Origin of the sequence: Candidatus Symbiopectobacterium sp. 'North America', assembly GCF_015762685.1 — a bacterium.
Lineage (GTDB): Bacteria > Pseudomonadota > Gammaproteobacteria > Enterobacterales > Enterobacteriaceae > Symbiopectobacterium.
In genome coordinates this window covers 86,484-110,526 of record NZ_PEHF01000031.1, presented here as the reverse complement: position 1 = coordinate 110,526, position 24,043 = coordinate 86,484, and the positions used below count along the sequence as shown (strand labels likewise).

The 24,043-nt window shown below is 52.2% G+C and carries 19 protein-coding genes and 7 pseudogenes; 18 read left to right on the top strand and 8 right to left on the bottom strand.

Going from position 1 to position 24,043, the window contains the following annotated elements; translation table 11 throughout:
* The first annotated feature begins 402 nt into the window (after positions 1 to 402).
* The 10 genes and pseudogenes from CS369_RS07455 to CS369_RS07410 all read left to right on the top strand — a co-directional run bounded on the left by CS369_RS07455 (position 403) and on the right by CS369_RS07410 (position 6,586).
* Positions 403 to 1,701, top strand: coding sequence for an MFS transporter (locus CS369_RS07455; protein WP_196906611.1), 1,299 nt, complete (start codon positions 403 to 405; stop codon positions 1,699 to 1,701).
* Between the two features lie 66 nt (positions 1,702 to 1,767).
* Positions 1,768 to 1,977 (top strand): annotated as a pseudogene (locus tag CS369_RS07450) (FCD domain-containing protein); the annotation flags it as partial.
* A 413-nt stretch (positions 1,978 to 2,390) separates the two neighbouring features.
* Positions 2,391 to 3,065: a DedA family protein gene (locus tag CS369_RS07445; protein ID WP_196906591.1), complete on the top strand. Its 675-nt coding sequence runs from the start codon at positions 2,391 to 2,393 to the stop codon at positions 3,063 to 3,065.
* A gap of 1 nt (position 3,066) precedes the next feature.
* Positions 3,067 to 3,414: an EnvZ/OmpR regulon moderator MzrA gene (gene mzrA, locus CS369_RS07440; RefSeq protein ID WP_280514744.1), complete on the top strand. Its 348-nt coding sequence runs from the start codon at positions 3,067 to 3,069 to the stop codon at positions 3,412 to 3,414.
* Positions 3,415 to 3,454: 40 nt separating this feature from the next.
* A complete protein-coding gene (locus tag CS369_RS07435; protein WP_196906590.1) occupies positions 3,455 to 3,874 on the top strand; it encodes a DUF1090 domain-containing protein in 420 nt (139 codons plus the stop codon).
* A 184-nt stretch (positions 3,875 to 4,058) separates the two neighbouring features.
* Complete coding sequence (locus CS369_RS07430; protein ID WP_196906589.1) at positions 4,059 to 4,364, top strand: YqjD family protein; 306 nt, start codon at positions 4,059 to 4,061, stop codon at positions 4,362 to 4,364.
* 24 nt (positions 4,365 to 4,388) lie between these two features.
* A complete protein-coding gene (locus CS369_RS07425) occupies positions 4,389 to 4,724 on the top strand; it encodes a phage holin family protein (RefSeq protein ID WP_196906588.1) in 336 nt (111 codons plus the stop codon).
* A complete protein-coding gene (locus CS369_RS07420) occupies positions 4,721 to 5,005 on the top strand; it encodes a YqjK-like family protein (protein ID WP_196906587.1) in 285 nt (94 codons plus the stop codon). The genes CS369_RS07425 and CS369_RS07420 overlap by 4 nt, the downstream gene beginning before the upstream one ends.
* Positions 5,006 to 5,193: 188 nt before the next feature.
* Positions 5,194 to 5,589, top strand: a complete 396-nt coding sequence (locus CS369_RS07415; RefSeq protein ID WP_196906609.1) for a DoxX family protein — start codon at positions 5,194 to 5,196, stop codon at positions 5,587 to 5,589.
* Positions 5,590 to 5,681: 92 nt separating this feature from the next.
* Positions 5,682 to 6,586: pseudogene (locus CS369_RS07410) on the top strand (glutathione S-transferase family protein).
* Positions 6,587 to 6,607: 21 nt separating this feature from the next.
* On the opposite strand, the gene CS369_RS07405 reads toward CS369_RS07410, so the two are convergent.
* A complete protein-coding gene (locus tag CS369_RS07405; protein ID WP_196906586.1) occupies positions 6,608 to 7,504 on the bottom strand; it encodes a LysR family transcriptional regulator in 897 nt (298 codons plus the stop codon).
* Positions 7,505 to 7,663: 159 nt separating this feature from the next.
* On the opposite strand from CS369_RS07405, the pseudogene CS369_RS07400 reads away from it, so the two are divergent.
* Positions 7,664 to 8,314 (top strand): annotated as a pseudogene (locus CS369_RS07400) (pirin family protein).
* Between the two features lie 97 nt (positions 8,315 to 8,411).
* Positions 8,412 to 8,853 (top strand): annotated as a pseudogene (gene zur / locus CS369_RS07395) (zinc uptake transcriptional repressor Zur).
* Positions 8,854 to 8,919: 66 nt separating this feature from the next.
* Here zur and lexA read toward each other — a convergent pair.
* Complete coding sequence (lexA, locus tag CS369_RS07390; RefSeq protein ID WP_196906585.1) at positions 8,920 to 9,531, bottom strand: transcriptional repressor LexA; 612 nt, start codon at positions 9,529 to 9,531, stop codon at positions 8,920 to 8,922.
* Positions 9,532 to 9,651: 120 nt separating this feature from the next.
* On the bottom strand, positions 9,652 to 10,017 hold the full coding sequence (locus CS369_RS07385) for a diacylglycerol kinase (protein ID WP_196906584.1): 366 nt from the start codon (positions 10,015 to 10,017) through the stop codon (positions 9,652 to 9,654).
* 128 nt (positions 10,018 to 10,145) lie between these two features.
* Here CS369_RS07385 and plsB point away from each other — a divergent pair, with 128 nt between their 5' ends.
* Positions 10,146 to 12,611 (top strand): glycerol-3-phosphate 1-O-acyltransferase PlsB, encoded by a 2,466-nt coding sequence (plsB, locus tag CS369_RS07380; RefSeq protein WP_196906583.1) that lies wholly within the window; start codon positions 10,146 to 10,148, stop codon positions 12,609 to 12,611.
* Between the two features lie 70 nt (positions 12,612 to 12,681).
* Here plsB and ubiA read toward each other — a convergent pair whose 3' ends face one another.
* The 5 genes from ubiA to CS369_RS07355 all read right to left on the bottom strand — a co-directional run bounded on the left by ubiA (position 12,682) and on the right by CS369_RS07355 (position 17,139).
* Positions 12,682 to 13,533, bottom strand: a complete 852-nt coding sequence (gene ubiA / locus CS369_RS07375; protein WP_374191039.1) for a 4-hydroxybenzoate octaprenyltransferase — start codon at positions 13,531 to 13,533, stop codon at positions 12,682 to 12,684.
* A gap of 24 nt (positions 13,534 to 13,557) precedes the next feature.
* Positions 13,558 to 14,106 (bottom strand): chorismate lyase, encoded by a 549-nt coding sequence (gene ubiC, locus CS369_RS07370; protein ID WP_196906581.1) that lies wholly within the window; start codon positions 14,104 to 14,106, stop codon positions 13,558 to 13,560.
* 378 nt (positions 14,107 to 14,484) lie between these two features.
* Positions 14,485 to 16,131 (bottom strand): chaperonin GroEL, encoded by a 1,647-nt coding sequence (gene groL, locus CS369_RS07365; protein ID WP_196906580.1) that lies wholly within the window; start codon positions 16,129 to 16,131, stop codon positions 14,485 to 14,487.
* Positions 16,132 to 16,166: 35 nt separating this feature from the next.
* Positions 16,167 to 16,460, bottom strand: a complete 294-nt coding sequence (locus CS369_RS07360; protein WP_196906579.1) for a co-chaperone GroES — start codon at positions 16,458 to 16,460, stop codon at positions 16,167 to 16,169.
* A 208-nt stretch (positions 16,461 to 16,668) separates the two neighbouring features.
* The gene (locus tag CS369_RS07355) at positions 16,669 to 17,139 is read right to left on the bottom strand and encodes an FxsA family protein (RefSeq protein ID WP_196906578.1); all 471 of its coding nucleotides are present in this window, start codon (positions 17,137 to 17,139) and stop codon (positions 16,669 to 16,671) included.
* 498 nt (positions 17,140 to 17,637) lie between these two features.
* Here CS369_RS07355 and aspA point away from each other — a divergent pair.
* The 5 genes and pseudogenes from aspA (at position 17,638) to CS369_RS07330 (ending at position 23,280) form a co-directional block, all read left to right on the top strand.
* Positions 17,638 to 19,052 (top strand): annotated as a pseudogene (gene aspA / locus CS369_RS07350) (aspartate ammonia-lyase).
* Positions 19,053 to 19,202: 150 nt separating this feature from the next.
* Positions 19,203 to 20,521 (top strand): annotated as a pseudogene (locus CS369_RS07345) (anaerobic C4-dicarboxylate transporter).
* 109 nt (positions 20,522 to 20,630) lie between these two features.
* Positions 20,631 to 20,963 carry a divalent cation tolerance protein CutA gene (gene cutA, locus CS369_RS07340; RefSeq protein WP_196906577.1) on the top strand — a complete coding sequence of 111 codons (333 nt, stop codon included), beginning with the start codon at positions 20,631 to 20,633 and terminating at the stop codon, positions 20,961 to 20,963.
* Positions 20,939 to 22,653, top strand: a pseudogene (locus CS369_RS07335) (protein-disulfide reductase DsbD). The gene cutA and the pseudogene CS369_RS07335 overlap by 25 nt, the downstream one beginning before the upstream one ends.
* Positions 22,654 to 22,698: 45 nt before the next feature.
* A complete protein-coding gene (locus CS369_RS07330) occupies positions 22,699 to 23,280 on the top strand; it encodes a transcriptional regulator (protein WP_196906608.1) in 582 nt (193 codons plus the stop codon).
* The last annotated feature ends 763 nt before the right edge of the window (positions 23,281 to 24,043 follow it).

Below are 24,043 nucleotides of genomic sequence, written 5' to 3'. Positions count from 1 at the left end.
CGCAGAAAGCTCTCAACACAGGCCGATATCGAACAAATTTTAGCAATTCCGCATAAATATAATGGTTTTGTGATGTCACTCAACTTTTAAAGTTGTATGACAAATTATTGTAGCGCCGTCTTGAACCGGGATTCAATCTCTATTCCCAAGAGAAAAAATCCTGGTCCAAATCAAAAGCAGGTTTCAAGAGAGTAAAAGGCGAGCAAGGCGTCCTTATCGATGCGCCTTGCCGCCTTCCTAAAAGTAAGCGCATATGACGCCACAAACTTACTCCGCAACTGAACCCTGCGATTGCGCCCTTCTGAGAGGTGCGCTAGCCAACCTTGTTGGCTAAACACAACACCGGTTGTTAGCACAGCTAATGGCACGGTGTTATATTTTTGACTCGGAGAGAAAACACAAATTCGTAAAATCAAAGGGCTACGTTGGTACATGATCGGGCTGGTGACCATTGGCACCGTGCTCGGTTACCTGACACGTAATGCTATCGCCGTTGCCGCCCCGACGTTGCAAGATCAGTTACATATCACGACACAGCAATACTCCTACATCATTGCTGCCTATTCCGCCTGCTATACCGTTATGCAGCCCATCGCCGGTTACGTGCTGGACCTGCTGGGCACCAAAGTCGGCTACGCCATGTTCGCTATCCTGTGGGCCATTTTCTGTGCCAGTACCGCAATGGCAAACAGCTGGCAAGGTCTGGCCATTTCACGTGGTCTGGTCGGCATGGCCGAAGCTGCCATGATCCCTGCGGGCCTGAAGGCGAGCAGTGAATGGTTCCCCGCCAAGGAGCGTTCCGTTGCCGTAGGTTACTTCAACGTCGGTTCCTCAATCGGCGCCATGATCGCGCCGCCGTTGGTAGTTTGGGCCATCGTAATGCACAGTTGGGAAATGGCCTTTATCATCACCGGTGCCTTGAGCATGGTGTGGGCTCTGTGCTGGCTGGAATTTTACAAACACCCGAAAGACCAGAAAAAACTGACTGATGAAGAGCGCGATTACATTCTGAGCGGTCAGGAATCTCAGCATCAGGCTGATAACGTTAAGAAAATGTCCGCCTGGCAGATCGTGCGCAACCGTCAGTTCTGGGGCATCGCGTTACCGCGTTTCCTGGCTGAACTGGCATGGGGCACCATCAACGCCTGGATTCCGCTGTTCATGTTCAAGGTCTATTGCTTTAACCTGAAAGAAATTGCCATGTTCGCCTGGCTGCCAATGCTGTTTGCTGACCTGGGCTGCGTATTGGGTGGTTACATGCCCATGCTGTTCCAGAAATACTTCAAAGTGAACCTGATCGTTTCGCGCAAAATGGTGGTGACTCTGGGTGCGGTGTTGATGATTGGCCCTGGGGTTATCGGCCTGTTCACCAGCCCTTATGTTGCCATCGCGCTGCTGTGCGTAGGTGGATTTGCGCACCAGTCACTGTCCGGCGCGCTGATCACGCTCTCTTCTGATGTGTTTGGTCGTAACGAAGTGGCTATCGCCAACGGATTGACCGGCGGCGCTGGCTGGCTGGCGAGCACCCTGTTCGCTCTGGTGGTTGGCGCATTGGCAGACACCATTGGCTTCGGTCCGCTGTTCGCGGTGCTGGCAGTCTTTGATGTGCTGGGTGCCATCCTGATCTGGGTTATTCTGCAAAACCGCCCAGCGGTAGAGATAGAACAAGCCGCAGTGCTTGAGACGGCACAGCAGCATTAATCACTGCCTGTCTCACAGCTAGACCTGCTTTGACGCCTGATAACCCCGGTTATCAGGCGTTTTTAAAGCTGGTGCGAAGAGCACGATCAAATCCTTAAAGCGCTGATTCGCAAAGATCCCTACGCCGCCAAGCTAGCGATGTGGCAGCATCTGGAAAACACCAAGCAAATGCTGTTTCGCGCCACCGCCGATGACTTTGAATTCAACGTTGACCGCTATATGTTTGCCGAAAATCCCGTCATGCATCTTGAGCCAATCACCGTGCACAAATCCTGACCACCCGAACAAAAAAACCTGCCGCCTCTGTCACTTAACAGAGGCCAAAACGTCTGAAAACACCTGTTTGTGTCAAAAAATGTAAAATCGGCAGCAAAAAAACCTTTTCTGTCAAACAGCAGCGATAAATCTCACATTTTCCTGCGATAATTCCCTATCTCAACCTTTAGGCTTTTGTTACAGTTAGAAGCTCTTTTTAACGCTTAATCCGGTATTTCCCGCGTTACTGCCGCCAAAACGCAACAATGCAGGCTCGTCGGGCAAAATGGATTAAGGGGATGAGATAGTGAACATCGGTATGTTCTACTCTAACAGCGCTCACCATGGCGAGCCGGTGTACATAATGACCCTTGCAGTCGGTGTATTTCATCGCCGATGGGCCACGTAGCACGCTGTTGTGTTAGGAATACCGAATGGAATTAATTAAAGAACTTGTTAATGCGCTTTGGCACCAAAATTTCGATATTCTCGCTGACCCCAAAGTAGTTTGGACGCTCTATTTTATTCTGTTCATGATCCTGTTTTTGGAAAATGGTCTGTTACCCGCGGCCTTTCTGCCCGGAGACAGTCTGCTGGTATTGGTCGGCGTGCTGGTTGCCAAAGGCACGATGAATTATGCATTCACTATCGCACTGCTTACCACCGCCGCCAGCCTTGGTTGCTGGGTGAGCTATATTCAAGGTAACTGGCTGGGGAATACCCGAGTACTACAAGGCTGGCTCTCTCATCTCCCCGCACACTATCACCAGCGTGCGCATCTGTTGTTCCATCGTCATGGATTGTCTGCGCTGCTGATTGGCCGATTTCTCGCCTTTGTTCGCACGCTGCTGCCTACCATTGCCGGGCTTTCAGGGCTGGACAATACCCGCTTTCAGTTTTTCAACTGGATGAGCGGACTGCTGTGGGTGTTGATTCTGGTTTCGCTCGGGTTCGCGATAGGCAAGACGCAGGTTTTCATGAAGTATGAAGACGAGTTGATGTTTTGCCTGATGATGTTGCCACTGGTGTTATTGTTCGTCGGTCTGTTCGGTTCACTGTTAGTGTTGTGGCGTAAGAAACGCGCCGACAATGTAGAAAAAGGGAACTAACGTGTTATTCGGTTGGCGTTATCTGAAAGCTATCTGGCGCATGATGATTCTGGTGATGCTGCCGATTATCCTGCTGACCCAGTCACCGAGCCGTCAACAGGATGAAACGCTGCTGCACATTTTTCCTCACCGTCAGGGGGCGCCGCTCCCTGATGGTTTTTACGTTTACCAGCGTCTTAATGAGCGTGGTATCGCCATCAAAAGCATTACCCCTGCGCCGGACAGCCTGATCGTCAGACTGGCGTCATCGGAGCAAACTTTTGCCGCGCGTGAAGCACTTCGGTCCTCGTTTCCGCAGGCAAAAATCATCACTAAGCAGCCGCCTAAACCCGTTCCTTTCTGGCGGTAAAAGCTGACGCAAAAGAACGCAACACTTGGGTGAGGATGATATGAAAAAAGTAGCCGTTTTACGTGGAGTTATTATCGCAAGTCTGGAATTCGCCGCTATCAATGCCTACGCCGCTGACGCAAAAGTGCCGCCAGTAGGCACCTGTGCAGCCAAAGCCTATGATATCGAACAGCAGTTGGCGCAGGTTCGTCAGCACCGTAACGCAGGCCAGATTCAAGGCCTGGAAACGGCGCTGCGTAATGTGCAAACGTACTGTCAGGATGATGACCTGCGCGTTAAACGCCAGCAAAATCTGGCGGAGAAACAAGCCAAAGTCGCGGAGAGAAAAGCGGAATTACGTGAAAGCCAACAATCCGGCGCTGATGCGGACAAGATTCAAAAACGTCAGGACAAACTCGCCGAAGCCCAGAAAGAGTTGCATGCAGCCCAGCAGGAGATCGCCGCTGCCGGTGGGCAATAACCCATCAGATTTCGCTTGTCTTGATCGCACCCAGCCCATGTTCACCAACCCGGGTTGGGCGCATTCTATGGGATTACCCAGCGCTTACAGCAGCTTATCAGAATTATCTCGTCCCACTCCGCCATTCCAATCGTAAAAGTTGAGCTATAGTTAATACTCCTTATTTATCGAAAAGGAGTTAATCATGACTAAAGATCAACAATCTGAATTGTTGCTCAACGAGTTGAAATCACTGGCGGATACCCTGGAAGAAGTCTTGAACTCCTCAAGCGATAAATCCAAAGCGGAATTGGAAAAATTACGCAGCAAAGCGGAAAGCGCATTGAAGGACACATGCTCACGATTGAGTGAAACCGGCGAACGTATCGTTAACCAGACCAAAGAAGCAGCGGATTACGCGGATGACTATGTTCGGCATAACCCGTGGACCGGCGTGGGTATCGGTGCTGCGGTAGGGGTTGTGCTGGGCATTCTGCTCGCACGCCGCTGATTGACGGGAGTTCAGTAACCTTTTATGACCGAAAAACAACGACAGGGCCCCGCTAGCGGGGCTATTGCTTCAGCGCAGCGTATCCTGACGCTGCTTGTCGGCATTGTGGAAACGCGCCTGCGTCTGGTTGTCATTGAGTTAGAAGAAGAAAAGAATCATCTGTTCCAACTGCTGCTGCTCACCGGGCTCACTCTTATTTTCTCTGCATTCGGCCTGATGAACCTGATTGCACTGATTATTTGGGGTCTGGAGCCAGAATACCGTTTGTTAGCATTGGCCTGGATCACCGCCACGCTGCTCAAAGCTACGCGTAAAGAGCTTCGCACTGACAGAGCGTTGCTGGAAGAGGAGGAAAAATGAATCGTCAGCAGCGTCAGGAAGAAAAAGCCCGACTGTTACGCCAAATAGAACAGCAGAGTATTGATGTGATTTATGAAAGACGAGTGTGGCTGGAAAAAACAGCGCCCTACGATGGTGACTGGCTGCGCATCATCGCCTGGCGTCGCTACTGGCTTCTCGCTTCTGGCGCTGCCGTGCTGTATGGCGTACGCCACCCAAACCGGCTGATTCGCTGTGCCAGACGCGGCATTGGCTTGCTGGCAACACTCAAGCTGCTGCGCAAAACGCTGTTGCCCCGCTAAACATCTCGGGCCACACGCACATATTCAGATTTTCTGAAAAAAACAGACAATTTAACTCGCTGGAATCCAAACCGTTTCCCCCATAGTATTTGCTCCATACCGGATGTGCAGATGATATCCCCAGAGATATCCTGCTGTAGCGCGGCATACAGACTTGTTGCCAGCCCCCTTTTCCTTAGAGACAAATGATGAAAAATTTAGAAAATACAGCGCTGCTTATCGCTCGCATCTTTATGCCAATCCTGTCCATCGTGGCAGGTTACGGCAAACTGGGTGATGCCTATGCGGGCACCGCGCAATACATGCAGGCCATGGGCGTTCCGACGTTTCTGCTGCCGCTGACCATTCTGCTGGAGCTGGGCGGTGGCCTGGCGGTGCTGTTTGGTCTTCTGACTCGCACGGTAGCCCTTTTCACCGCTGGATTCACGCTGCTGACCGCCCTGCTGTTTCACACTAACTTTGCCGAAGGTGTAAACCAGTTGATGTTCCTGAAAAACCTGACCATTGCAGGCGGCTATCTGCTGCTGGCAGTAACGGGCCCAGGCGCTTTCAGCATCGACCGTATTTTGAATAAAAAGTGGTAACACCGTAGTTTGATGCCAACACCAGGCATAACCTCTCGCACCAGCGGCGCAGTACTCTGCGCCCTGGTTTTTACATTGATGATGGAGGACCCATGGGACAACTAGTCGATGGCGTATGGCACGATACCTGGTATGACACCAGCAAGACAGGCGGTCACTTCAAACGTACCACTGCACAGTTTCGCCACTGGATAACCCCGGATGGCGCACCGCACCTTGATCATGCGTCAGCTTAAAGGGTTACAGGAACACATCGGTGTATCCGTGGTGCATCAATTGATGCTGGATCATGGCTGGACTTTTGGCATCGATTTTCCTGACACCACCGGTGACTCGCTCTATCAGCATGAATTTCTCTATCAGCTCTATCTGCATGCCAACGCCGATTACAGCGGACGCGTTGTGGGATAAAACGCGCCATACCATCGTCAGTAATGAATCCGCCGATATTATCCGCATGTTCAATTCGGCTTTTGATGGCATTGGTGCAACGCCCGGCGATTACTACCCGGAGGCGCTGCGCATGCAGATTGATGCGTTGAACGAATGGATTTACCCTACCATCAATAACGGGGTATACAAGGCGGGATTTGCGACCTCACAAAGTGCCTATGATGAGGCGGTCAATGGCGTATTCGAGGCATTGGATTCGCTGGAAGTCCGTCTGGCACAGCAGCGCTACCTGACAGGCAACACATTGACTGAAGAGGATATTCGTCTGTGGACCACGTTACTACATTTCGATCCGGTTTATCATACCCATTTCAAGTGTGACAAGCGTCGGCTGGCAGACTACCCGAATCTGTTCGGTTTCCTGCGAGATATTTACCAAATCTCTGGTATTGCAGATACCGTGAACATTCCGCATATCCGCCATCACTACTACCGCAGCCACGGTACAATCAATCCGCACGGCATTATTTCCATCGGGCCAGAAAACGACCTGAGCGCGCCGCACGGGCGCGACAGGTTTAATCAGCGGACGGATTATCAGTAAAAGATAGTCGCGAGCATCACATCAAGCCTGGTTCAGCGCTTTGGGCAATTCGCGCAAGAACCAGGATTTTGCCTTACCCATGCTGTCACGACGCCAAGCCATGATAATCTGGCTCTCCATAGAATATTCCGGGCTGACAACCCGCAAGCGCCCTTCGGCAATATCCCTGGCGACCATGGGATAAGGCATAGTGGCAACGCCCAATCCCGCCAACAGCGCGCGGCGTTTATTATCAATAGAACTCACCGTTAAACGCTGCTGCTTATCCAACAGTTGCACGGCCAATACCGGGCGTTCACACGCGGTATCCGCCACGGCAATCCCGCGATATTTAATGCGCGTCACATCCGACAGCGGCTCAGGTTCCTGATGAATAGGGTGATCCGGGCTGGCGACGTAAACGTTGTTCATGGTGTATAGCTTGCGCGTATTCACTTCGGAAGAGGCGCGAAAGTGCATATCAGGGGCAATCACGATATCGGCCCGCTCCTGCTCTAAACGCTCCCAGGCACCGGCAAGCACCTCGGTCAGCAATGACACCTGGGTATTGGCTTTCAGCGCCAGCTTATCCAGCAGGGGAAACAGTTTCTCAGTAGGGATCAGCGCTTCAACGACGATAGTGATATGGGTTTCCCAGCCGCGCGCCAGCGCTTCCGCATCGGTGGTCAGTTTATCGGCGGCTTCAAGCAGGATTCTTCCCCGTTCGAGCAACATGCGCTCCACGTTGGTAAATTTAGTGCGGTGACCTGAGCGATCAAAAAGCACGACGTCGAGTTCTTCTTCCAGCTTTTGCATGGTATAGCTCAGCGCCGACGGCACGCGCCCCAGCTCATCAGCCGCCGCCGCAAAGCTGCCAAGGCGATCGATGGCGTCCATCACTCGCAGCGCTTCCAGCGTTAATGCCCGTTCTTTTGCCATTTATTCACTCATTCAGGAATTTTGAATATACCCACCAGATTAACTAGCTAACAATCCAACGTCCATACAATTACTATTTGTTTAGTGTAATTTTTGAGGTGCAGAACCATGATCATATGCAGAACAGCGGAATAGTGCGGTCAAGCTGACTACGGCTGGCTGCAAGCGCGCTACACCTTCTCCTTCGGCCATTATTTCGATCCTGAGCTGTTAGGCTTTGCCTCACTGCGCGTATTGAATCAGGAAGTCCTCAAGCCAGGCTCGACGTTTCAGCCACGCACCTAACCGCAGGTCGATATTTTAAATATTCTGCTGCAAGGTGAAGCGGAATATCGCGACAGCAATGGGGGCCATATCCGCGCAAAGGCGGGCGACGTTCTGTTATTGGCCGCACAGCCTGCGGTAAGCTACAGCGAGTACAGCATTAGCGATACAACGCCGCTGACACGTTTGCAACTGTGGTTCAATGCCTGCCCGTCACGGGAAAACAGTGCTCTGCAACGCCTTGCACTATGCGATGCAAAAGTCAAACTGCTCGCCTCACCGGAAGGTGAAAACGGCAGCCTGCAACTTCGCCAACAAGTTTGGGTACACCATCTGCAATTGGACGAAGGTGAACAACACACGTTGACGCTCAACGGCAACCGCGCCTATTTTCAGGTGATTCACGGTGCGATGGAAGCCATGACGCCGCAAGAGAACGCAACGATGTTACAGTGTGGAGACGGCGCCTTCATTCAGCAGGAAAAACAGCTGACTATCCGCGCCAAAGCCCCGCTGCGCGCGCTGCTTATCGATCTGGTGGCCTGAGGCGCATTCGACCTACTGATGGATTATCACAGCGCGATCCGCACCTTACATGGTAAGATGAACAACATGTTCATCATCATGCGGTAGGATCAGGCCAATGGATTCAAGCGACCAAGACAAACTCCTTGCCCAGGCGGAAAGTATTTGCCAACAGCGCAACGTGCGCCTTACGCCACAGAGACTCGAAGTGCTTCGGCTGATGGCCCAGCAACACGGCGCGTCAGTGCTTACGATCTGTTGGATCTGCTGCGCGCCTCAGAACCGCAAGCCAAACCGCCTACCGTATATCGCGCACTGGATTTTCTGCTGGAGCAAGGGTTTATCCATCGTGTGGAATCGACCAACCGCTATGTCATGTGTCACCACATTGAAGAGCATAGCCATACTTCAGCGCTGTTTATTTGCGATCGCTGCGTCACAGCGTGGTCGAGACACACGGCCTGTGCGAATCCTGTCAGGAAGTGGCTGATTGCCGTGAACATGGGCACTGTCACCACGACCATACTGTGCCCATCAAGAATTCGAAACCCGGTCGTTGAGCTGAGAGGGCATCACGTCACCGACAAGGCTTTACCTGAAAGAAACGCCCTGTCGGCTAACGGCGTTTAGCTCCACTCACCGTTGCGGATAACACCGACGGCCAGCCCTTCAATACTGAAGCTCTGCTCACGCAAATCAACCACGATGGGAGAAAAAGCCTCATTTTCCGCCAGAAGTTTTACGGTATTACCTTGACGCTTCAAGCGCTTAACCGTCACTTCATCTTCAATGCGGGCCACCACCAGCTGGCCGTTACGCACCTCTTGCGTTTTATGCACGGCAAGCAAGTCACCATCCAGTATCCCGATGTCTTTCATCGACATACCGATGACGCGCAGCAGAAAGTCTGCATGCGGTTTGAACATGGCCGGATCGACCTGATAGTGGCACTCGATGTGCTCTTGTGCCAGCAGCGGTTCACCCGCAGCAACACGCCCAATCAGCGGCAGGCCAGCATTTTCATCTTCCATCAGCAGACGGATACCGCGTGATGCGCCGGAGACAATTTCAATCACGCCTTTACGCGCCAGCGCCTTCAGATGCTCCTCCGCCGCGTTCGGTGAACGGAAACCCAGTTGCTGGGCAATCTCGGCACGCGTTGGCGGCATGCCGGACTGCGTAATATGATCGCGAATCAGATCATAGACCTGCTGCTGTCTGGTTGTTAATGCTTTCATCCCGCCCCCTGGTTGTTTATACAGTTTATCTGTGAGTATATACAGGTCATCGCGGCTTGGGAATGACAGAGAGGCAAATACCCGTGTTTTTATGAGCTTTGCCCCAAAATCATGCTGAAATCACCCCAGCACGAGGGGCCAGAGAATGCTCACCCAGACAACGGCGGCAAAGACCAAAGCCATAAACACGGCTGCCGATCCGATATCCTTGGCGCGCCCGGAGAGTTCATGGTGCTCCGTCCCCACGCGATCGACAACCGCCTCAATCGCGCTGTTGACTAACTCCATCAGCACTACCACCACCACACCAATCAGCAATAGCCGCTCTAACAGTGACACGGGGAGCCAACACGCGACCAGCACCGCTACGACCAGCAGCATCAGTTCTTGCCGAAATGCGGCTTCGTGCTGCCATGCCTGTTTCAGCCCTTTGAGAGAGTACCCGGTTGCTTTGATAATCCGAGTTACCCCGGTAGCCTTATTCATGTTTTTTCACCCGTTTATCAGAGATTTTTTGCAATTTTCCCGTAACACCGTTGTCTCACACCACAGATTTCCCGTGTACTTTATGGTATCCTTGCGGCGCATTGCTACTCAAGAGGCTTCTGGTTGTTATGTCCGGCTGGCGTAAAATTTACTATAAATTACTGAATTTCCCACTTAAATTGTTAGTGAAAAGCAAGATAATTCCTAACGATCCCGTGGCGGAGTTAGGGCTGGATCCGTCTCGCCCCATCCTTTATGTGCTGCCCTATAACTCACAGGCGGATTTACTGACGCTGCGCACAAAATGCCAAGCGTTAGAACTGCCCGATCCGCAGGAACCCACTGAAATTGACGGTGTATCACTGCCCAGCCATGTGTTTATTAACGATGGCCCGCGCGTGTTTCGCTATTACACGCCCAAGCAGAAATCCGTCAAACTGTTCCACGATTATCTGGATCTGCACCGCAACAATCCCTATCTCGATGTACAGATGGTGCCCGTTTCTGTCATGTTTGGCCGCTCTCCGGGTCGAGAAGGACAGCACGGCGCGACGCCGCATCTGCGTCTGTTGAACGGCATTGAGAAATTCTTTGCGGTGCTCTGGCTGGGACGCGACAGCTTTGTGCGCTTCTCCAGCATCGTGTCGCTGCGCCATATGGCAACCGAACACGGCACTGACAAAACCATAGCGCACAAACTGGCGCGTGTCGCCCGCATGCACTTTGCCCGTCAGCGTCTGGCTGCCGTTGGCCCGCGTTTGCCAGTACGTCAGGAGTTATTCCATAAGCTACTGGACTCCAAGGCCATCAAGAAAGCCGTTGAAGATGAGGCGCGCAGCAAGAAAATCTCCCATGAAAAAGCGCAGCAAAATGCCATCGCTCTGATGGAAGAGATCGCAGCGGACTTCTCTTATGAGGCCGTGCGGCTTTCCGATCGCATTCTGAGCTGGACCTGGAACCGCCTGTATCAAGGCATCAACGTACATAATGCCGAACGCGTACGCCAGTTGGCGCAGGATGGCCATGAACTGGTTTACGTGCCTTGCCACCGTAGTCACATGGACTACCTGCTGCTTTCCTATGTGCTGTATCATCAAGGTCTGGTTCCTCCCCATATCGCAGCCGGTATCAACCTGAATTTCTGGCCCGCAGGCCCAATTTTCCGCCGTCTGGGTGCTTTCTTTATTCGCCGTACCTTCAAGGGCAACAAGCTCTACTCCACCATCTTCCGTGAATATCTCGGCGAGCTGTTCTCTCGCGGCTACTCCGTTGAGTACTTTATGGAAGGGGGGCGTTCGCGCACGGGTCGTTTGCTGGAGCCCAAGACAGGCACGCTGGCCATGACCCTTCAGGAGATGCTGCGCGGCGGTACCCGCCGCATCACGCTGGTGCCGATTTATGTGGGGTATGAGCATGTGATGGAAGTGGGCACCTATGCGAAAGAACTGCGCGGTGCCACCAAAGAGAAAGAAGGCTTCATGCAGATGGTGCGCGGGTTACGCAAACTGCGCAATCTGGGGCAAGGCTATGTGAATTTTGGCGAGCCGCTGTCGCTGACGCCTTACCTCAACCACCATGTACCGCAGTGGCGCGAAGCTATCGATCCGATTGAAGCGCAGCGTCCTACCTGGCTCACGCCTACCATGCAGGATATTGCCGATATCATCATGGTGCGTATTAACAATGCCGCCGCCGCCAACGCCATGAACCTGTGTTCCACGGCTCTTCTGGCGTCACGTCAGCGCGCGCTAACCCGTGAGCAAATGCATGAGCAACTGGACTGCTATTTGCAATTGCTACGCAACGTGCCTTACAGCAAAGATGTCACTGCGCCAAAAAAGACTGCGCCGGAACTGCTGGAACACGCGCTGGCAATGAACAAATTCGAGGTCGAGCAAGACAATATTGGCGAGATCATCATTCTGCCGCGTGAACAGGCTGTGTTGATGACCTATTACCGCAATAACATCCAGCATTTGCTGGTACTGCCATCGATGATCGCCAGCATTGTCATGCACCGAGGAAGGATCACGCCGGATGAGTTAACACGGCAGATGTCATTGATTTACCCGTTAATTCAAGCCGAACTGTTCTTGCATTACAGTAAAGAGGGACTGCCTGCCGTCATTGAAACGTTGACAGCAGAACTGGTGCGTCAAGAACTGATTGTCATCAAGCAAGATGTGCTGGTGTTGAACCCGCTGCGAATTCGTACACTCCAACTGCTGGCTGCCGGCGTGCGGGAAACCCTGCAACGCTACGCGATTACGTTGTCATTACTAGGTGCTAACCCGGAAATGAACCGCGGTACGTTGGAAAAAGAGAGCCGCAATATGGCGCAGCGCCTGTCCGTGCTGCATGGCATCAACGCGCCTGAGTTCTTCGATAAGGCCGTGTTCTCAACGCTGGTTGCCACGCTGTGCCAAGAAGGTTACATCAGCGACAGCAGCAGCGTGGATACGCGCAATACCTTGGAACTCTACCGCATTCTTAGCGATTTGATCACACCGGACGTTCGGTTGACGATTGAAAGTGCCAGCACACCGGCCAGCGCAGAATCGGAAGAAGAAAAGCAGGAAGTAGCGCAAGCGTAGTGTTGCGCGACTGCGCGGTTTATTGCCGCTTTACTCCGGCATCACACGCCATGTGTGATGCCGGGGACCATCACAGCCCCAGCACAATCCCGGCAAACAACACCATCCCCACAAAGTTATTGTTGTGGAACGCACGGAAACAGGCATCACGCTCACGCCCGGCGGTCAGCCATTGCTGATAGCCGAGCAGACCAGCCGCCATCAGTACCGTTAGGTAAAATGCCGCCCCCAGTTTCATTTGCATGCCTAGTACCACCATCAGTGCCAGCATGCTCGCCTGCAACAAGCCGATAATCAAGGTATCAAAACGCCCGAACAGAATGGCGGTGGATTTGATGCCAATCTTGAGGTCATCATCGCGATCGATCATGGCATATTGTGTGTCGTAGGCGACGGTCCAGCAGATGTAGGCTAAAAACATGATCCAGGCGCTTGCGGGCAGGGATTCGCTGACTGCGGCATACGCCATGGGGATCGACCAGCCGAACGCCGCGCCCAACACAAACTGTGGCAGGTGGCTGACGCGTTTCATGAAGGGGTATATCCATGCCAATGCCAAGGCTGCCACTGAGAGCCAAATGGTCATGCGATTCAATGTCAGCACCAGAGCAAACGCCATCAGCACCAGAATAACAAACAGCACTTTTGCCGATTGCTCGCTCACCAAGCCGCTGGGCAAGGGACGAGACGCGGTGCGTTTTACATGCCCATCAAAATGGCGGTCAGCGTAATCATTGATAACACAGCCTGCAGCGCGCATCAGAAATACGCCCGCAACGAAGACCAACAGCGTCCACGGGCTCGGCACGCCACCGCCCGCCAGCCATAATGCCCAGAGGGTTGGCCAGAGCAACAGCAGGGAACCAATCGGCTTATCAATTCGCATTACCCGACAATAAGGGCCCCATTTTCTCGCTGTCATACTTCTTTCCAACGTCATTTCTCCTTAACGGTTACCCCGTTCAACGCCTGGAAAATGATATGCAGGCGACGAGGGCAAAAACAATTCTGTCAGCAGTATTGGCTGATTTAACAAACGCAAACGGGATCGCCGAGCCCACAGGTTTTCACAGCGCCCAATGTGAATGTAATCGCGTTGCAGGGAATCCTGTTTAAACAGATAGCGCCCGAGCGGTGTATCACCAAGCGTTGTCAACGCCGACACAGAGGTGTCAAGGGCTGAAGGCGGAATCAAGGTTCTGGCGGCCACCCAGGGCTGTCCATCACCGTAGATTATCACCTCTCGCAACCAATAACGCGCGCTGTCTGGTAACTCGCGCTGTTCATCACCCAGCATCTCAGTCGCAATGTAACTATTATAGTACGGTACCACCGTCAACTGTGTGCAATGTCGTTCCAGCCGCTGCGTTATCAAACCAGTTTCTTTCAGCCAGGTATCGACAGGGGATGGCAACGTCATCGGCGTTTCTTTTAACCAATTGGTCGCGTGCAACCATGCTATGTTACGCAGCCGTGTTAGCGCTGCATCGGGCATATCCCTACTCCAATGGTGGCTGGCGGAGCATGACGATGGCAGAGATACCGTTTTCGATATGTTGCGCTCTCATCACTCACGCCCGTGGTGTCAGTCTTGCTCGCCGGGTTTGAATACATAACGCGGCACGTATTGTAGCGCACAAACATCACGCCTCGGCACACCCTGCCACCGTTTGGTGCGCAATATGATAACATTTTTTTAATCTTTGACAGCGCGTTGGCAAAATTTGATCGCTGCTTGCACAGAAAAAAGGCAAAAACGGGACATAAAAAAACACTATCTGATGATATACAAGATAGTGTTCATGTTGAGCGTAGAAGCGTGTTTATGTCACTCATCCGGGCCTCAGCGCGACGCGCGAGTGCCCGGCGTTGATTACATCATACCGCCCATACCACCCATGCCACCCATACCGCCAGCAGCATCTAAGTCGCCTTTATCTTCTTTCGGCAACTCGGTCACCATACATTCGGTGGTGATCATCAAGCCAGCAATGGATGCTGCATATTGCAGTGCAGAACGGGTTACTTTGGTCGGATCCAAAATACCCATGTCGATCATGTTGCCGTAAACTTCGGTTGCGGCGTTGTAACCGTAGTTACCTTCGCCCGCTTTCACGTTGTTCGCCACAACGGAAGGTTCTTCACCGGCGTTTTCCACGATTTGACGCAGCGGAGCTTCCATCGCGCGTAGCGCAACACGAATACCCACGTTCTGATCTTCGTTTTCAGCTTGCAGATTGCGGATGGCATTGGCTACACGAATCAGCGCTACGCCACCACCGGCAACCACGCCTTCTTCAACGGCAGCACGGGTCGCATGCAGCGCATCTTCAACGCGTGCTTTCTTCTCTTTCATTTCCATTTCGGTGGCTGCGCCGACCTTGATAACTGCAACGCCGCCTGCCAGTTTGGCAACGCGCTCTTGCAGTTTTTCGCGATCGTAATCAGACGTTGCGTCTTCGATCTGCTGACGAATCTGACCAACACGACCTTGAATAACCACTTCATCACCCATACCGTTGATGATGATGGTGGTGTCTTTGTTGATCACAACGCGTTTTGCCTGACCCAGATCTTCCAGAGTGGCTTTTTCCAGTTCCAGACCGATCTCTTCAGAGATAACGGTACCCGCAGTCAGGGTAGCGATATCTTGCAGCATGGCTTTACGACGATCGCCAAAGCCCGGTGCTTTCACAGCGGCAACTTTAACGATACCGCGCATGGTGTTCACCACCAGCGTCGCCAGCGCTTCGCCTTCAACATCTTCTGCGATGATCAGCAGCGGTTTGCCTGCTTTGGCAACAGCTTCCAGTACCGGCAGCATTTCACGGATGTTGGAGATCTTTTTGTCAGCGAGCAGGATTAACGGGCTTTCCAGCTCAACAGAACCGGTTTCCGGTTTGTTGATGAAATACGGGGAGAGATAGCCGCGATCGAACTGCATCCCTTCCACAACGGCCAGTTCATCTTGTAAGCCGGAGCCTTCTTCTACGGTGATAACACCTTCTTTGCCCACTTTCTCCATGGCTTCAGCGATCAGTTTACCCACTGTCTCATCAGAGTTGGCAGAGATGGTACCGACCTGAGCAATGGCTTTGGTGTCAGCGCAAGGAACGGACAGTTTTTTCAGTTCTTCAACCGCAGCGATAACTGCTTTATCGATACCGCGTTTCAGATCCATCGGGTTCATGCCTGCGGCAACGGCCTTCAGACCTTCGTTTACGATAGCCTGTGCCAGTACGGTTGCCGTGGTGGTGCCGTCGCCCGCTGCGTCGTTCGCTTTGGAGGCCACTTCTTTCACCATCTGAGCGCCCATGTTTTCGAACTTGTCTTCCAGCTCGATTTCACGCGCTACGGACACGCCGTCTTTGGTAATGATCGGAGAATCAAAAGATTTATCCAGAACGACGTTGCGGCCTTTCGGGCCTAAAGTCACTTTTACTGCGTTAGCAAGAACGTTCACACCGCGCAGCATTTTTACGCGCGCGTCATTTCCGAATTTTACGTCTTTAGCTGCCATGGTTTATTTTCCTTAAATTCGTTCGATTCAGATGATTACGCTTCAACAATCGCCAGGATGTCGCTTTCAGACATGATCAGGACTTCTTCGTTGTCGATCTTCTCGGCTTTCACGCCATAGCCATCATTGAAAATGACGATATCGCCAACTTTCACATCCAGGGGTTTTACGTCGCCGTTTTCCAGAATGCGGCCATGGCCCACTGCCAGTACTTCACCACGGGTAGATTTAGCCGCAGCAGAACCGGTCAGAACAATACCGCCAACAGATTTGGACTCTACTTCTTTACGCTTGACGATCACGCGGTCATGCAATGGACGAATTTTCATTGATAGCTCTCCTTTGAGAAAGTTCATATCAGTTTGGGATTAACGCCGGGTACATTCTCATACCCGCCTTGTGAATTTCTAAATGGGGACGATTCGCTTCCCTTCAAGGGAGAAAAAGGATTTTTTTTGCGATAGTGATGAAATTTTGATGAGATGAAATAAAAAATACATATAAAACATTCAGTTAATATCTTTTTCTCAATCAGTATCATTTGTCTTGATCGTCTTTGTGCTCGAGATTTTTGCGATCGTCATCTTTGCGGTAAAACTCACTGTCAAAGGTATTGCCGTTACTGCCGGACGATGTGGTGCCAGCGCCGCGCCAAATGTGCAGATGAGGCATCAGTTTGACCGTCAACCGCTTTTGCACCGGGGGCAACAACAGCAGCAATCCAAGGAAGTCAGTGAAAAAACCGGGCAGTAGCAGCAAAAAGCCCGCCAATACCAGCGATACGCTTTTGACCATTTCCGCCGCAGGGCTCTCTCCCGCCGCGATTTTCTGCTGCATCTGAATAAACGTTTTCACGCCCTGATTACGCACCAGAGAAACGCCAATACACGAGGTGAACACTACCAGCAGCAACGTCACCGCGACGCCCAGTACTTCCGCAACGCGGATGAACAGCGAAATTTCAATGTAGGCAAAAAGAAAGAGTAGGAATAGCGGTAACCAGCGCACTGGATTCTCCTGATTTATTTAACTGATTGTTATAAAAGGACTAATACGATCGATGCCTGCATGACTCACAGCCTGCCGTCATCTGTTGTGCATCCGGCCATCATGAAGACATATCACCAGAGATCCAACATTAACCCTTATAATTTAATGAAGTGGTAGCGCAAGCGAGCATTTTCAACCTGTAGGCAGAAATTTCATTGCGCAATAATCACCAGTGACGACTATCACAATTTATTTACTTTATTAATTACACATCTTCATTGAGTGATCGAAACTACGCTTTTGGGATTCTATACAATATATCATCACCCCAGCGGAGGCAGTTATGGTCAATCGTTCTGCGACTGTTGCCTGTGGTGATACATTTTGTGGTAACACCATCGTGATAATAACTCGCATTTATTGGCACGATTATTTGTTAACACGCTTTTTTGTTAACACCAAGGTGGTTAGCAAAACGCGTTCTCATCAAGTTGCAGGATTCAAGAGAAGGCTCTCATGTCAGACAACATCCTTATTGAAGAAGACCTGTTAGGTACCCGTGAAGTTCCCGCCGATGCCTACTATGGCATTCATACCCTGCGGGCAATTGAAAATTTTTACATCAGCAACCACAAAATCAGCGATATCCCAGAATTCGTGCGTGGCATGGTGATGGTCAAAAAAGCCGCTGCCCTGGCAAACCGCGAGCTGAAAACCATTCCCCGCCCAATTGCCGATACCATTATTCGTGCCTGCGATGAAGTGTTGAACAACGGCAAATGCATGGATCAGTTCCCGGTTGATGTGTATCAGGGCGGCGCGGGCACCTCGGTGAACATGAACACCAACGAAGTGCTGGCCAATATTGGCCTGGAGCTGATGGGCCATAACAAAGGTGAATACCAGTACCTCAACCCTAACGATCATCTGAACAAATGCCAGTCCACCAACGATGCCTACCCCACCGGCTTTCGTATTGCGGTGTACAGCGCCATCCTGACGCTGGTAGAGGCTATCACCCAGTTGGCGGATGGCTTCGAGCGCAAGGCCAAAGAATTTGAAACCATCCTGAAGATGGAGCGTACCCAGTTACAGGATGCGGTGCCGATGACGTTGGGTCAGGAATTCCACGCTTTCTCTGTGCTGCTTAACGAAGAGAACAAAAACCTGCTGCGTACCGGCGAGTTGCTGCTGGAAGTGAATCTGGGCGCGACGGCCATCGGCACACGATTAAACACACCGGACGGTTACCAACAGTTGGCGGTACAACGCCTGGCAGAAGTGAGCGGACTGCCGTGCGTGCCGGCCGAGGATTTGATCGAAGCCACCTCCGACTGCGGCGCTTACGTGATGGTACACGGTGCGCTGAAACGTCTGGCAGTGAAGAGTCGAAAATCTGTAACGACCTGCGCCTGCTCTCTTCTGGCCCGCGCGCTGGCCTCAATGAAATCAACCTGCCGGAATTGCAGGCAGGCTCGTCCATCATGCCAGCCAAGGTCAATCAGGTGTGCTTCAAGGTGATCGGCAACGACACCTGCGTCACCATGGCGTCTGAAGCGGGTCAGTTGCAGCTTAACGTGATGGAGCCGGTTATCGGTCAGGCGATGTTTGAATCAATCCATATTCTTACCAACGCCTGCCACAACCTGCTGGAAAAATGCGTTAACGGCATTGCCGCCAACAAAGCGGTATGCGAAGCCTACGTGTTCAACTACATCGGCATTGTCACCTACCTCAACCCGTTTATTGGCCACCACAATGGCGACATTGTCGACAAGATTTGCGCCGAAACCGGCAAGAGCGTGCGTGAAGTGGTGCTGGAGCGCGGTCTGCTGACCGAAAGCGAACTGGATGACATTTTCTCGATACAAAACCTGATGCACCCGGCCTACAAGGCCAAACGTTACACGGATGACAACGACGCGTCTTAAGCGTTCGATCGGTTAACCCAGCGCGTCTCACCATCGGGCGCGCTAGCGTTACTCCTGACAGGCACGTCGGCATTTTGCGGGCGTGCTTTTTTTATGGCCTCAGGTTTGCTCATAACCATAAGAATTTCTTATCTAAAAAGGAGCATTACTATGTTTGCCTTTGAATTGGTTATCGTTTTGTTGGCTATCTACCTCGGTGCACGGCTCGGTGGGATCGGTATCGGTTTTGCGGGCGGTCTTGGCGTCTTGGTTCTGAAACTGGTATTTCAAATCAAACCCGGGGCCATTCCCTTCGACGTGATTCAAATCATCATGGCGGTGATCGCCGCCATCGCCGCCATCGCCGCCATCGCGGCATGCAGGTCGCGGGAGGGATGGATTATCTGGTGAGTCTGGCAGAAAAACTGCTACGGCGTCAGCCTAAATATGTCACCTTTTTGGCCCCAGTCGTCACCTATTTTATGACGCTGTTGGCGGGAACGGGGCACACCGCGTTCTCGATGCTGCCGGTAATTGCAGAAGTGGCTAAAGAACAAGGGATTCGCCCCTCTCGCCAATTATCGATTGCCGTTGTGGCGTAGCAAATCGCCATCACTGCCTCACCGATTTCCGCTGCCGTGGTTTTCGTTGCCAGCATTCTTGAACCGAAAGGCGTCAGCTATCTGCTGCTGCTCGGGATCTGTATCCCTACGACCTTGTGCGCGGTGTTGCTTACCGCCGTGGTGACCAATTTTCTGGGCAAGGAATTGAAAGACGATGAGATTTACCAAGCACGGTTGGCAAAGGGTGAAACCGTGCTGCGCGGCGTCAGTCAGCTGGAGATAAAAACGGGGGCCAGGCGCTCTGTGCTGCTGTTTTTAGTGGGTATTGTCGCGGTGATGCTTTACGCCACCGCCATCAGCGACACCGTCGGGCTGATTGCCAAACCCATACTGTCCCGTAATGAAGCCATTGTGGTGTTTATGCTGACAGTCGCCACCCTGATCTGCATCACCTGTAAGCTGGATACCGCCAAAATCCTCTCGGCCAGCACCTTCAAATCCGGCATGAGCGCCTGTATTTGCGTAATGGGCGTGGCTTGGTTAGGCGATACGTTTGTAAAAGCCCACATCGGTGAAATTCAGGGCACGGCAGGCGCATTGTTGCAGAATTACCCGTGGATGCTGGTGGTAATTTTGTTTTTTGCCTCGACACTGCTCTACTCACAGGCGGCGACAGCCAAAGCGCTGATGCCTGCGGCGTTATTGTTGGGCGTAACGCCAGTCACTGCCGTGTCGTCTTTTGCCGCGGTGTCAGCGCTGTTCGTGTTGCCCACCTATCCTACGCTGCTCGCCGCCGTGGAAATGGATGACACCGGTTCAACCCGCATCGGCAAGTACATCTTCAACCACGCGTTCCTGGTGCCTGGCGTTCTGGCGATTACGCTATCCGTCATCTTTGGCTTTATTCTGGGGAATCTGGTGCTGTAACGTCCCTCCGGTATTCACCCCGGGCGGCGCATCGCCGCCCGGCATCCATTCCCATCAGCCCCCAAAGCAGGGTATAGTCCCCCCCAGTTCCTCTTTCACTGGGGTGACCATGGAAAATCCTGCAAGCTGCACCGCCATCGTTGTCCTTTGTACTGCACCTGACGAACCCATAGCACAACAGTTGGCGACGGATGTGCTCAATACCGGGCTGGCAGCCTGTGTCACAGTACTGCCTGGCGCGCACTCTTTCTATGTCTGGGAAGGTAAGCTGGAGCAGCAACAGGAAGTGCAACTGGTGATCAAGAGCGATACCTTGCACCAACTTGCGCTGCTGCAACGCCTGAAACAACAACACCCTTATCAAACGCCAGAACTGCTGGTGGTTCCGATCACGGATGGCGACAAAGATTACCTGACATGGCTAACCGCATCCTTACGCTGATCCTACTGTTAAGCACGCTGATCTGCCCTCAACTGGCAGGCGCATCCCTGTTTTCGCCGTCATCTCCGGTACAAAACAACCGCTTTCTGACGGTAGATCGCGCATTTGCTTTCGATTTTCAGCAACAGCAAGAGACGCTGACGCTACGCTGGCAAATCCAACCGGGCTATTACCTCTATCGCGACAAAATCAGTCTTACTCCCGAACAAGCCGTACTCGGCGACATATCCATACCCACCGGCCTGCCGCACAAAGACGATTTTTTTGGCGAAGTGGCAATCTTTCGCGATAGCCTCACAGTAACCGTCCCTATTACGCAGAGCACAGTGGGTGCAACAGTGCGTGTTACCTATCAGGGCTGTGCCGATGTGGGTTTTTGCTACCCACCTGAGACGCGGGAAATTCCATTAAGTGCAGTGACCGCAGGCCGCCAGCCAACGCCCAGCAATACAGCGCCAACCGTCACAGTACCTGTAGCACCAACACAGTTGCCATTTTCTCCACTTTGGGCGTTGTTAATCGGTATCGGTGTTGCCTTCACCCCCTGCGTACTCCCGATGTACCCACTGATTTCCGGGCTGATTCTTGGCCGGAAACAGCAATTATCCGCGCGCCGTACCCTGCTGCTGGCGTTCACCTATGTGCAAGGCATGGCGCTGACCTACACGCTGCTCGGCATAATCATCGCGGCAGCAGGGCTGCTCTTTCAGGCGGCGCTACAGCATCCGGCTGTGTTGATCGGCTTGTCACTGCTGTTTATCGCCCTCGGGCTGTCGATGTTTGGCCTCTATAACCTACAGATGCCCTCCGCCATACAAACCCGTCTGGCACAGTGGAGCAATCGGCAACAAAGTGGCTCTCTTGGCGGAGTCTTTTGCATGGGGGCATTGGCTGGGCTGATTTGCTCGCCTTGCACCACCGCCCCTCTCAGCGCCATCCTGCTCTATATTGCGCAAAGCGGTAATAGCGTCGCCGGTGGCGGCATTCTTTACCTCTACGCGCTCGGCATGGGCTTGCCGCTTATCGCAGTAACCCTGTTTGGCAATCGCTTTTTACCCCGCAGTGGCCCCTGGATGCAGCACATCAAAACCACTTTTGGGTTTGTCATTCTGGCCTTGCCAATTTTTCTGCTGGAACGCGTTGTAGGCGATATCTGGGGAGCACGCCTGTGGAGCCTGCTGGTGATTTCCTTCCTGAGTTGGCTGATCATGCTAGGTTTGCGCAGCCATTGGCGCGGTATGAGTTTGATACAACTGCTGCTTTTGATTGGTGCCGTGACCGCCGCTCGTCCACTGCAAGAGTGGCTAATGCCGTCATCAAGCCAAGCCAGCACCGCTCACTCTTTACACCGGTGCATAATCTGGAGCAAGTAAACCAATCTCTGGCGAGCAGCCAGCGCCCTGCCATGCTGGATTTGTATGCAGACTGGTGTGTAGCCTGCAAAGAGTTTGAGAAGTACACCTTCAGCGATACGGACGTCAAACAGGAGCTGGCCAGGTTTCAACTTCTTCAGGCGGATGTGACCGCCAACAACGAGCAGCAAAATGCATTGCTAAAAAAATTTCAGGTTATGGGGTTACCAACCATACTCTTTTTTGACAGTAATGGCCGGGAGATTCCCGACTCACGCATTACGGGTTTTATGAATGCAGAGGCGTTCCGGGCTCATTTGCAAAAACTGGGGCAATAGGCCACTGCGACGGTGGCGGCCCCAGTCTGAATCAAGGGGGATATGATGCAACTACAGCGGGACGAGGTACTTGAGAACGCGCTGATCTTACTGGAACAACAGGGCGTTGCCGCCTTAACGTTAGACACCCTGGCTGAGAAGCACAGCATCACCGCCGAAGCCATGACCGCCTTCTGGCCAGATCGTGAAGCACTCCTCTATGATTGCCTGCGGCATCATAGTCAGCAGGTGGATACCTGGCGACGCCAGCTGTTACTGGATGAAGCGTTCTCCGTTGAGGAAAAGCTGCTGGCACGCTATCAGGTATTGCATGAAGCGTTGCAAAACCAACGCTATCCCGGCTGCTTGTTTATTGCCGCATGCAGTTTCTATCCTGATATCCATCACCCCATCCATCAGATTGCAGAGCGTCAAAAACAGGCATCGCTCCACTACACGCGAGAACTGCTGGCGCAGTTGGAAACGGACGATCCTGAAATGGTCGCTCAGCAGATGGAATTGATCCTCGAAGGTTGCCTGAGTCGATTGATGGTAAAACACCACGCAGATGACATTGCAACCGCCCGCCGTCTGGCGGAGGATGTATTGCGTTTTGCACTATGCCGCAAAAACGGTGCACTGACCTGATAGAACCGGGGCCGCAACGCTGAGAAATGCGTCATCCTGACTGAAAAGTCGGCAATCAACGTGGTTTTGATGCTTTTCCTGCACAAACCCGTTGACGGCAAGCGGCCAATACGGTTTAATGCGCCCCTTTCCCCGGATAGCTCAGTCGGTAGAGCAAGGGATTGAAAATCCCCGTGTCCTTGGTTCGATTCCGAGTCCGGGCACCACTTCTCCTTTTTTATGCCTCCCTGTACGTTCCTATAAATCCCTATGTGTCTGTAATGTAAGCAGAGTGGCGTAAAAATCTTTCTCGATGCATTCTTACTTATCCCTATGTATCCGGAAAAAAGTGGGTCAAATTACGGGTCATTCAGTTCGACGAACGGAGTGACCCGCCCATGTTAACTGATAGCAAGATCCGCTCAGCCAAAGCCCGTTCCCCTTCGATTACCACCTACGATTTATTACACTACCGTCAATACGCTGAATTTCCACTTTCTACCTCACGTCGATCAGCAGAGAAACCGAGCTTGTGACTTGACTAATATACGGATAAGCATGTACATGCTATTACACTTAAATCCTTTGGGATTTAAAAGCATTATTCGCATTCAGCAAGTCAAGCCCAACACTATTTCTATCGACTTCAAAAAATGGACTTACGAAATACCTCATAAGTAAATGACGTCATTTATAGCGAGACTGACATCTTCACTTCTTATAGTTCCCATTAGAAATAATCCTGACTGATTATGCTAAATATCGTTATGTAATTTCTTTTCCA

Excerpts from the sequence above, each read along its gene's own strand:
- CS369_RS07445 (WP_196906591.1), top strand. The coding sequence starts at position 2,391 with ATGGAATTAATTAAAGAACTTGTTAATGCGCTTTGGCACCAAAATTTC.
- CS369_RS07435 (WP_196906590.1), top strand. The coding sequence starts at position 3,455 with ATGAAAAAAGTAGCCGTTTTACGTGGAGTTATTATCGCAAGTCTGGAA.
- CS369_RS07430 (WP_196906589.1), top strand. The coding sequence starts at position 4,059 with ATGACTAAAGATCAACAATCTGAATTGTTGCTCAACGAGTTGAAATCA.
- CS369_RS07425 (WP_196906588.1), top strand. The coding sequence starts at position 4,389 with ATGACCGAAAAACAACGACAGGGCCCCGCTAGCGGGGCTATTGCTTCA.
- CS369_RS07420 (WP_196906587.1), top strand. The coding sequence starts at position 4,721 with ATGAATCGTCAGCAGCGTCAGGAAGAAAAAGCCCGACTGTTACGCCAA.
- CS369_RS07415 (WP_196906609.1), top strand. The coding sequence starts at position 5,194 with ATGAAAAATTTAGAAAATACAGCGCTGCTTATCGCTCGCATCTTTATG.
- CS369_RS07405 (WP_196906586.1), bottom strand. The coding sequence starts at position 7,504 with ATGGCAAAAGAACGGGCATTAACGCTGGAAGCGCTGCGAGTGATGGAC.
- lexA (WP_196906585.1), bottom strand. The coding sequence starts at position 9,531 with ATGAAAGCATTAACAACCAGACAGCAGCAGGTCTATGATCTGATTCGC.
- CS369_RS07385 (WP_196906584.1), bottom strand. The coding sequence starts at position 10,017 with ATGAATAAGGCTACCGGGGTAACTCGGATTATCAAAGCAACCGGGTAC.
- plsB (WP_196906583.1), top strand. The coding sequence starts at position 10,146 with ATGTCCGGCTGGCGTAAAATTTACTATAAATTACTGAATTTCCCACTT.
- ubiA (WP_374191039.1), bottom strand. The coding sequence starts at position 13,533 with ATGACAGCGAGAAAATGGGGCCCTTATTGTCGGGTAATGCGAATTGAT.
- ubiC (WP_196906581.1), bottom strand. The coding sequence starts at position 14,106 with ATGCCCGATGCAGCGCTAACACGGCTGCGTAACATAGCATGGTTGCAC.
- groL (WP_196906580.1), bottom strand. The coding sequence starts at position 16,131 with ATGGCAGCTAAAGACGTAAAATTCGGAAATGACGCGCGCGTAAAAATG.
- CS369_RS07360 (WP_196906579.1), bottom strand. The coding sequence starts at position 16,460 with ATGAAAATTCGTCCATTGCATGACCGCGTGATCGTCAAGCGTAAAGAA.
- cutA (WP_196906577.1), top strand. The coding sequence starts at position 20,631 with ATGGAAAATCCTGCAAGCTGCACCGCCATCGTTGTCCTTTGTACTGCA.
- CS369_RS07330 (WP_196906608.1), top strand. The coding sequence starts at position 22,699 with ATGCAACTACAGCGGGACGAGGTACTTGAGAACGCGCTGATCTTACTG.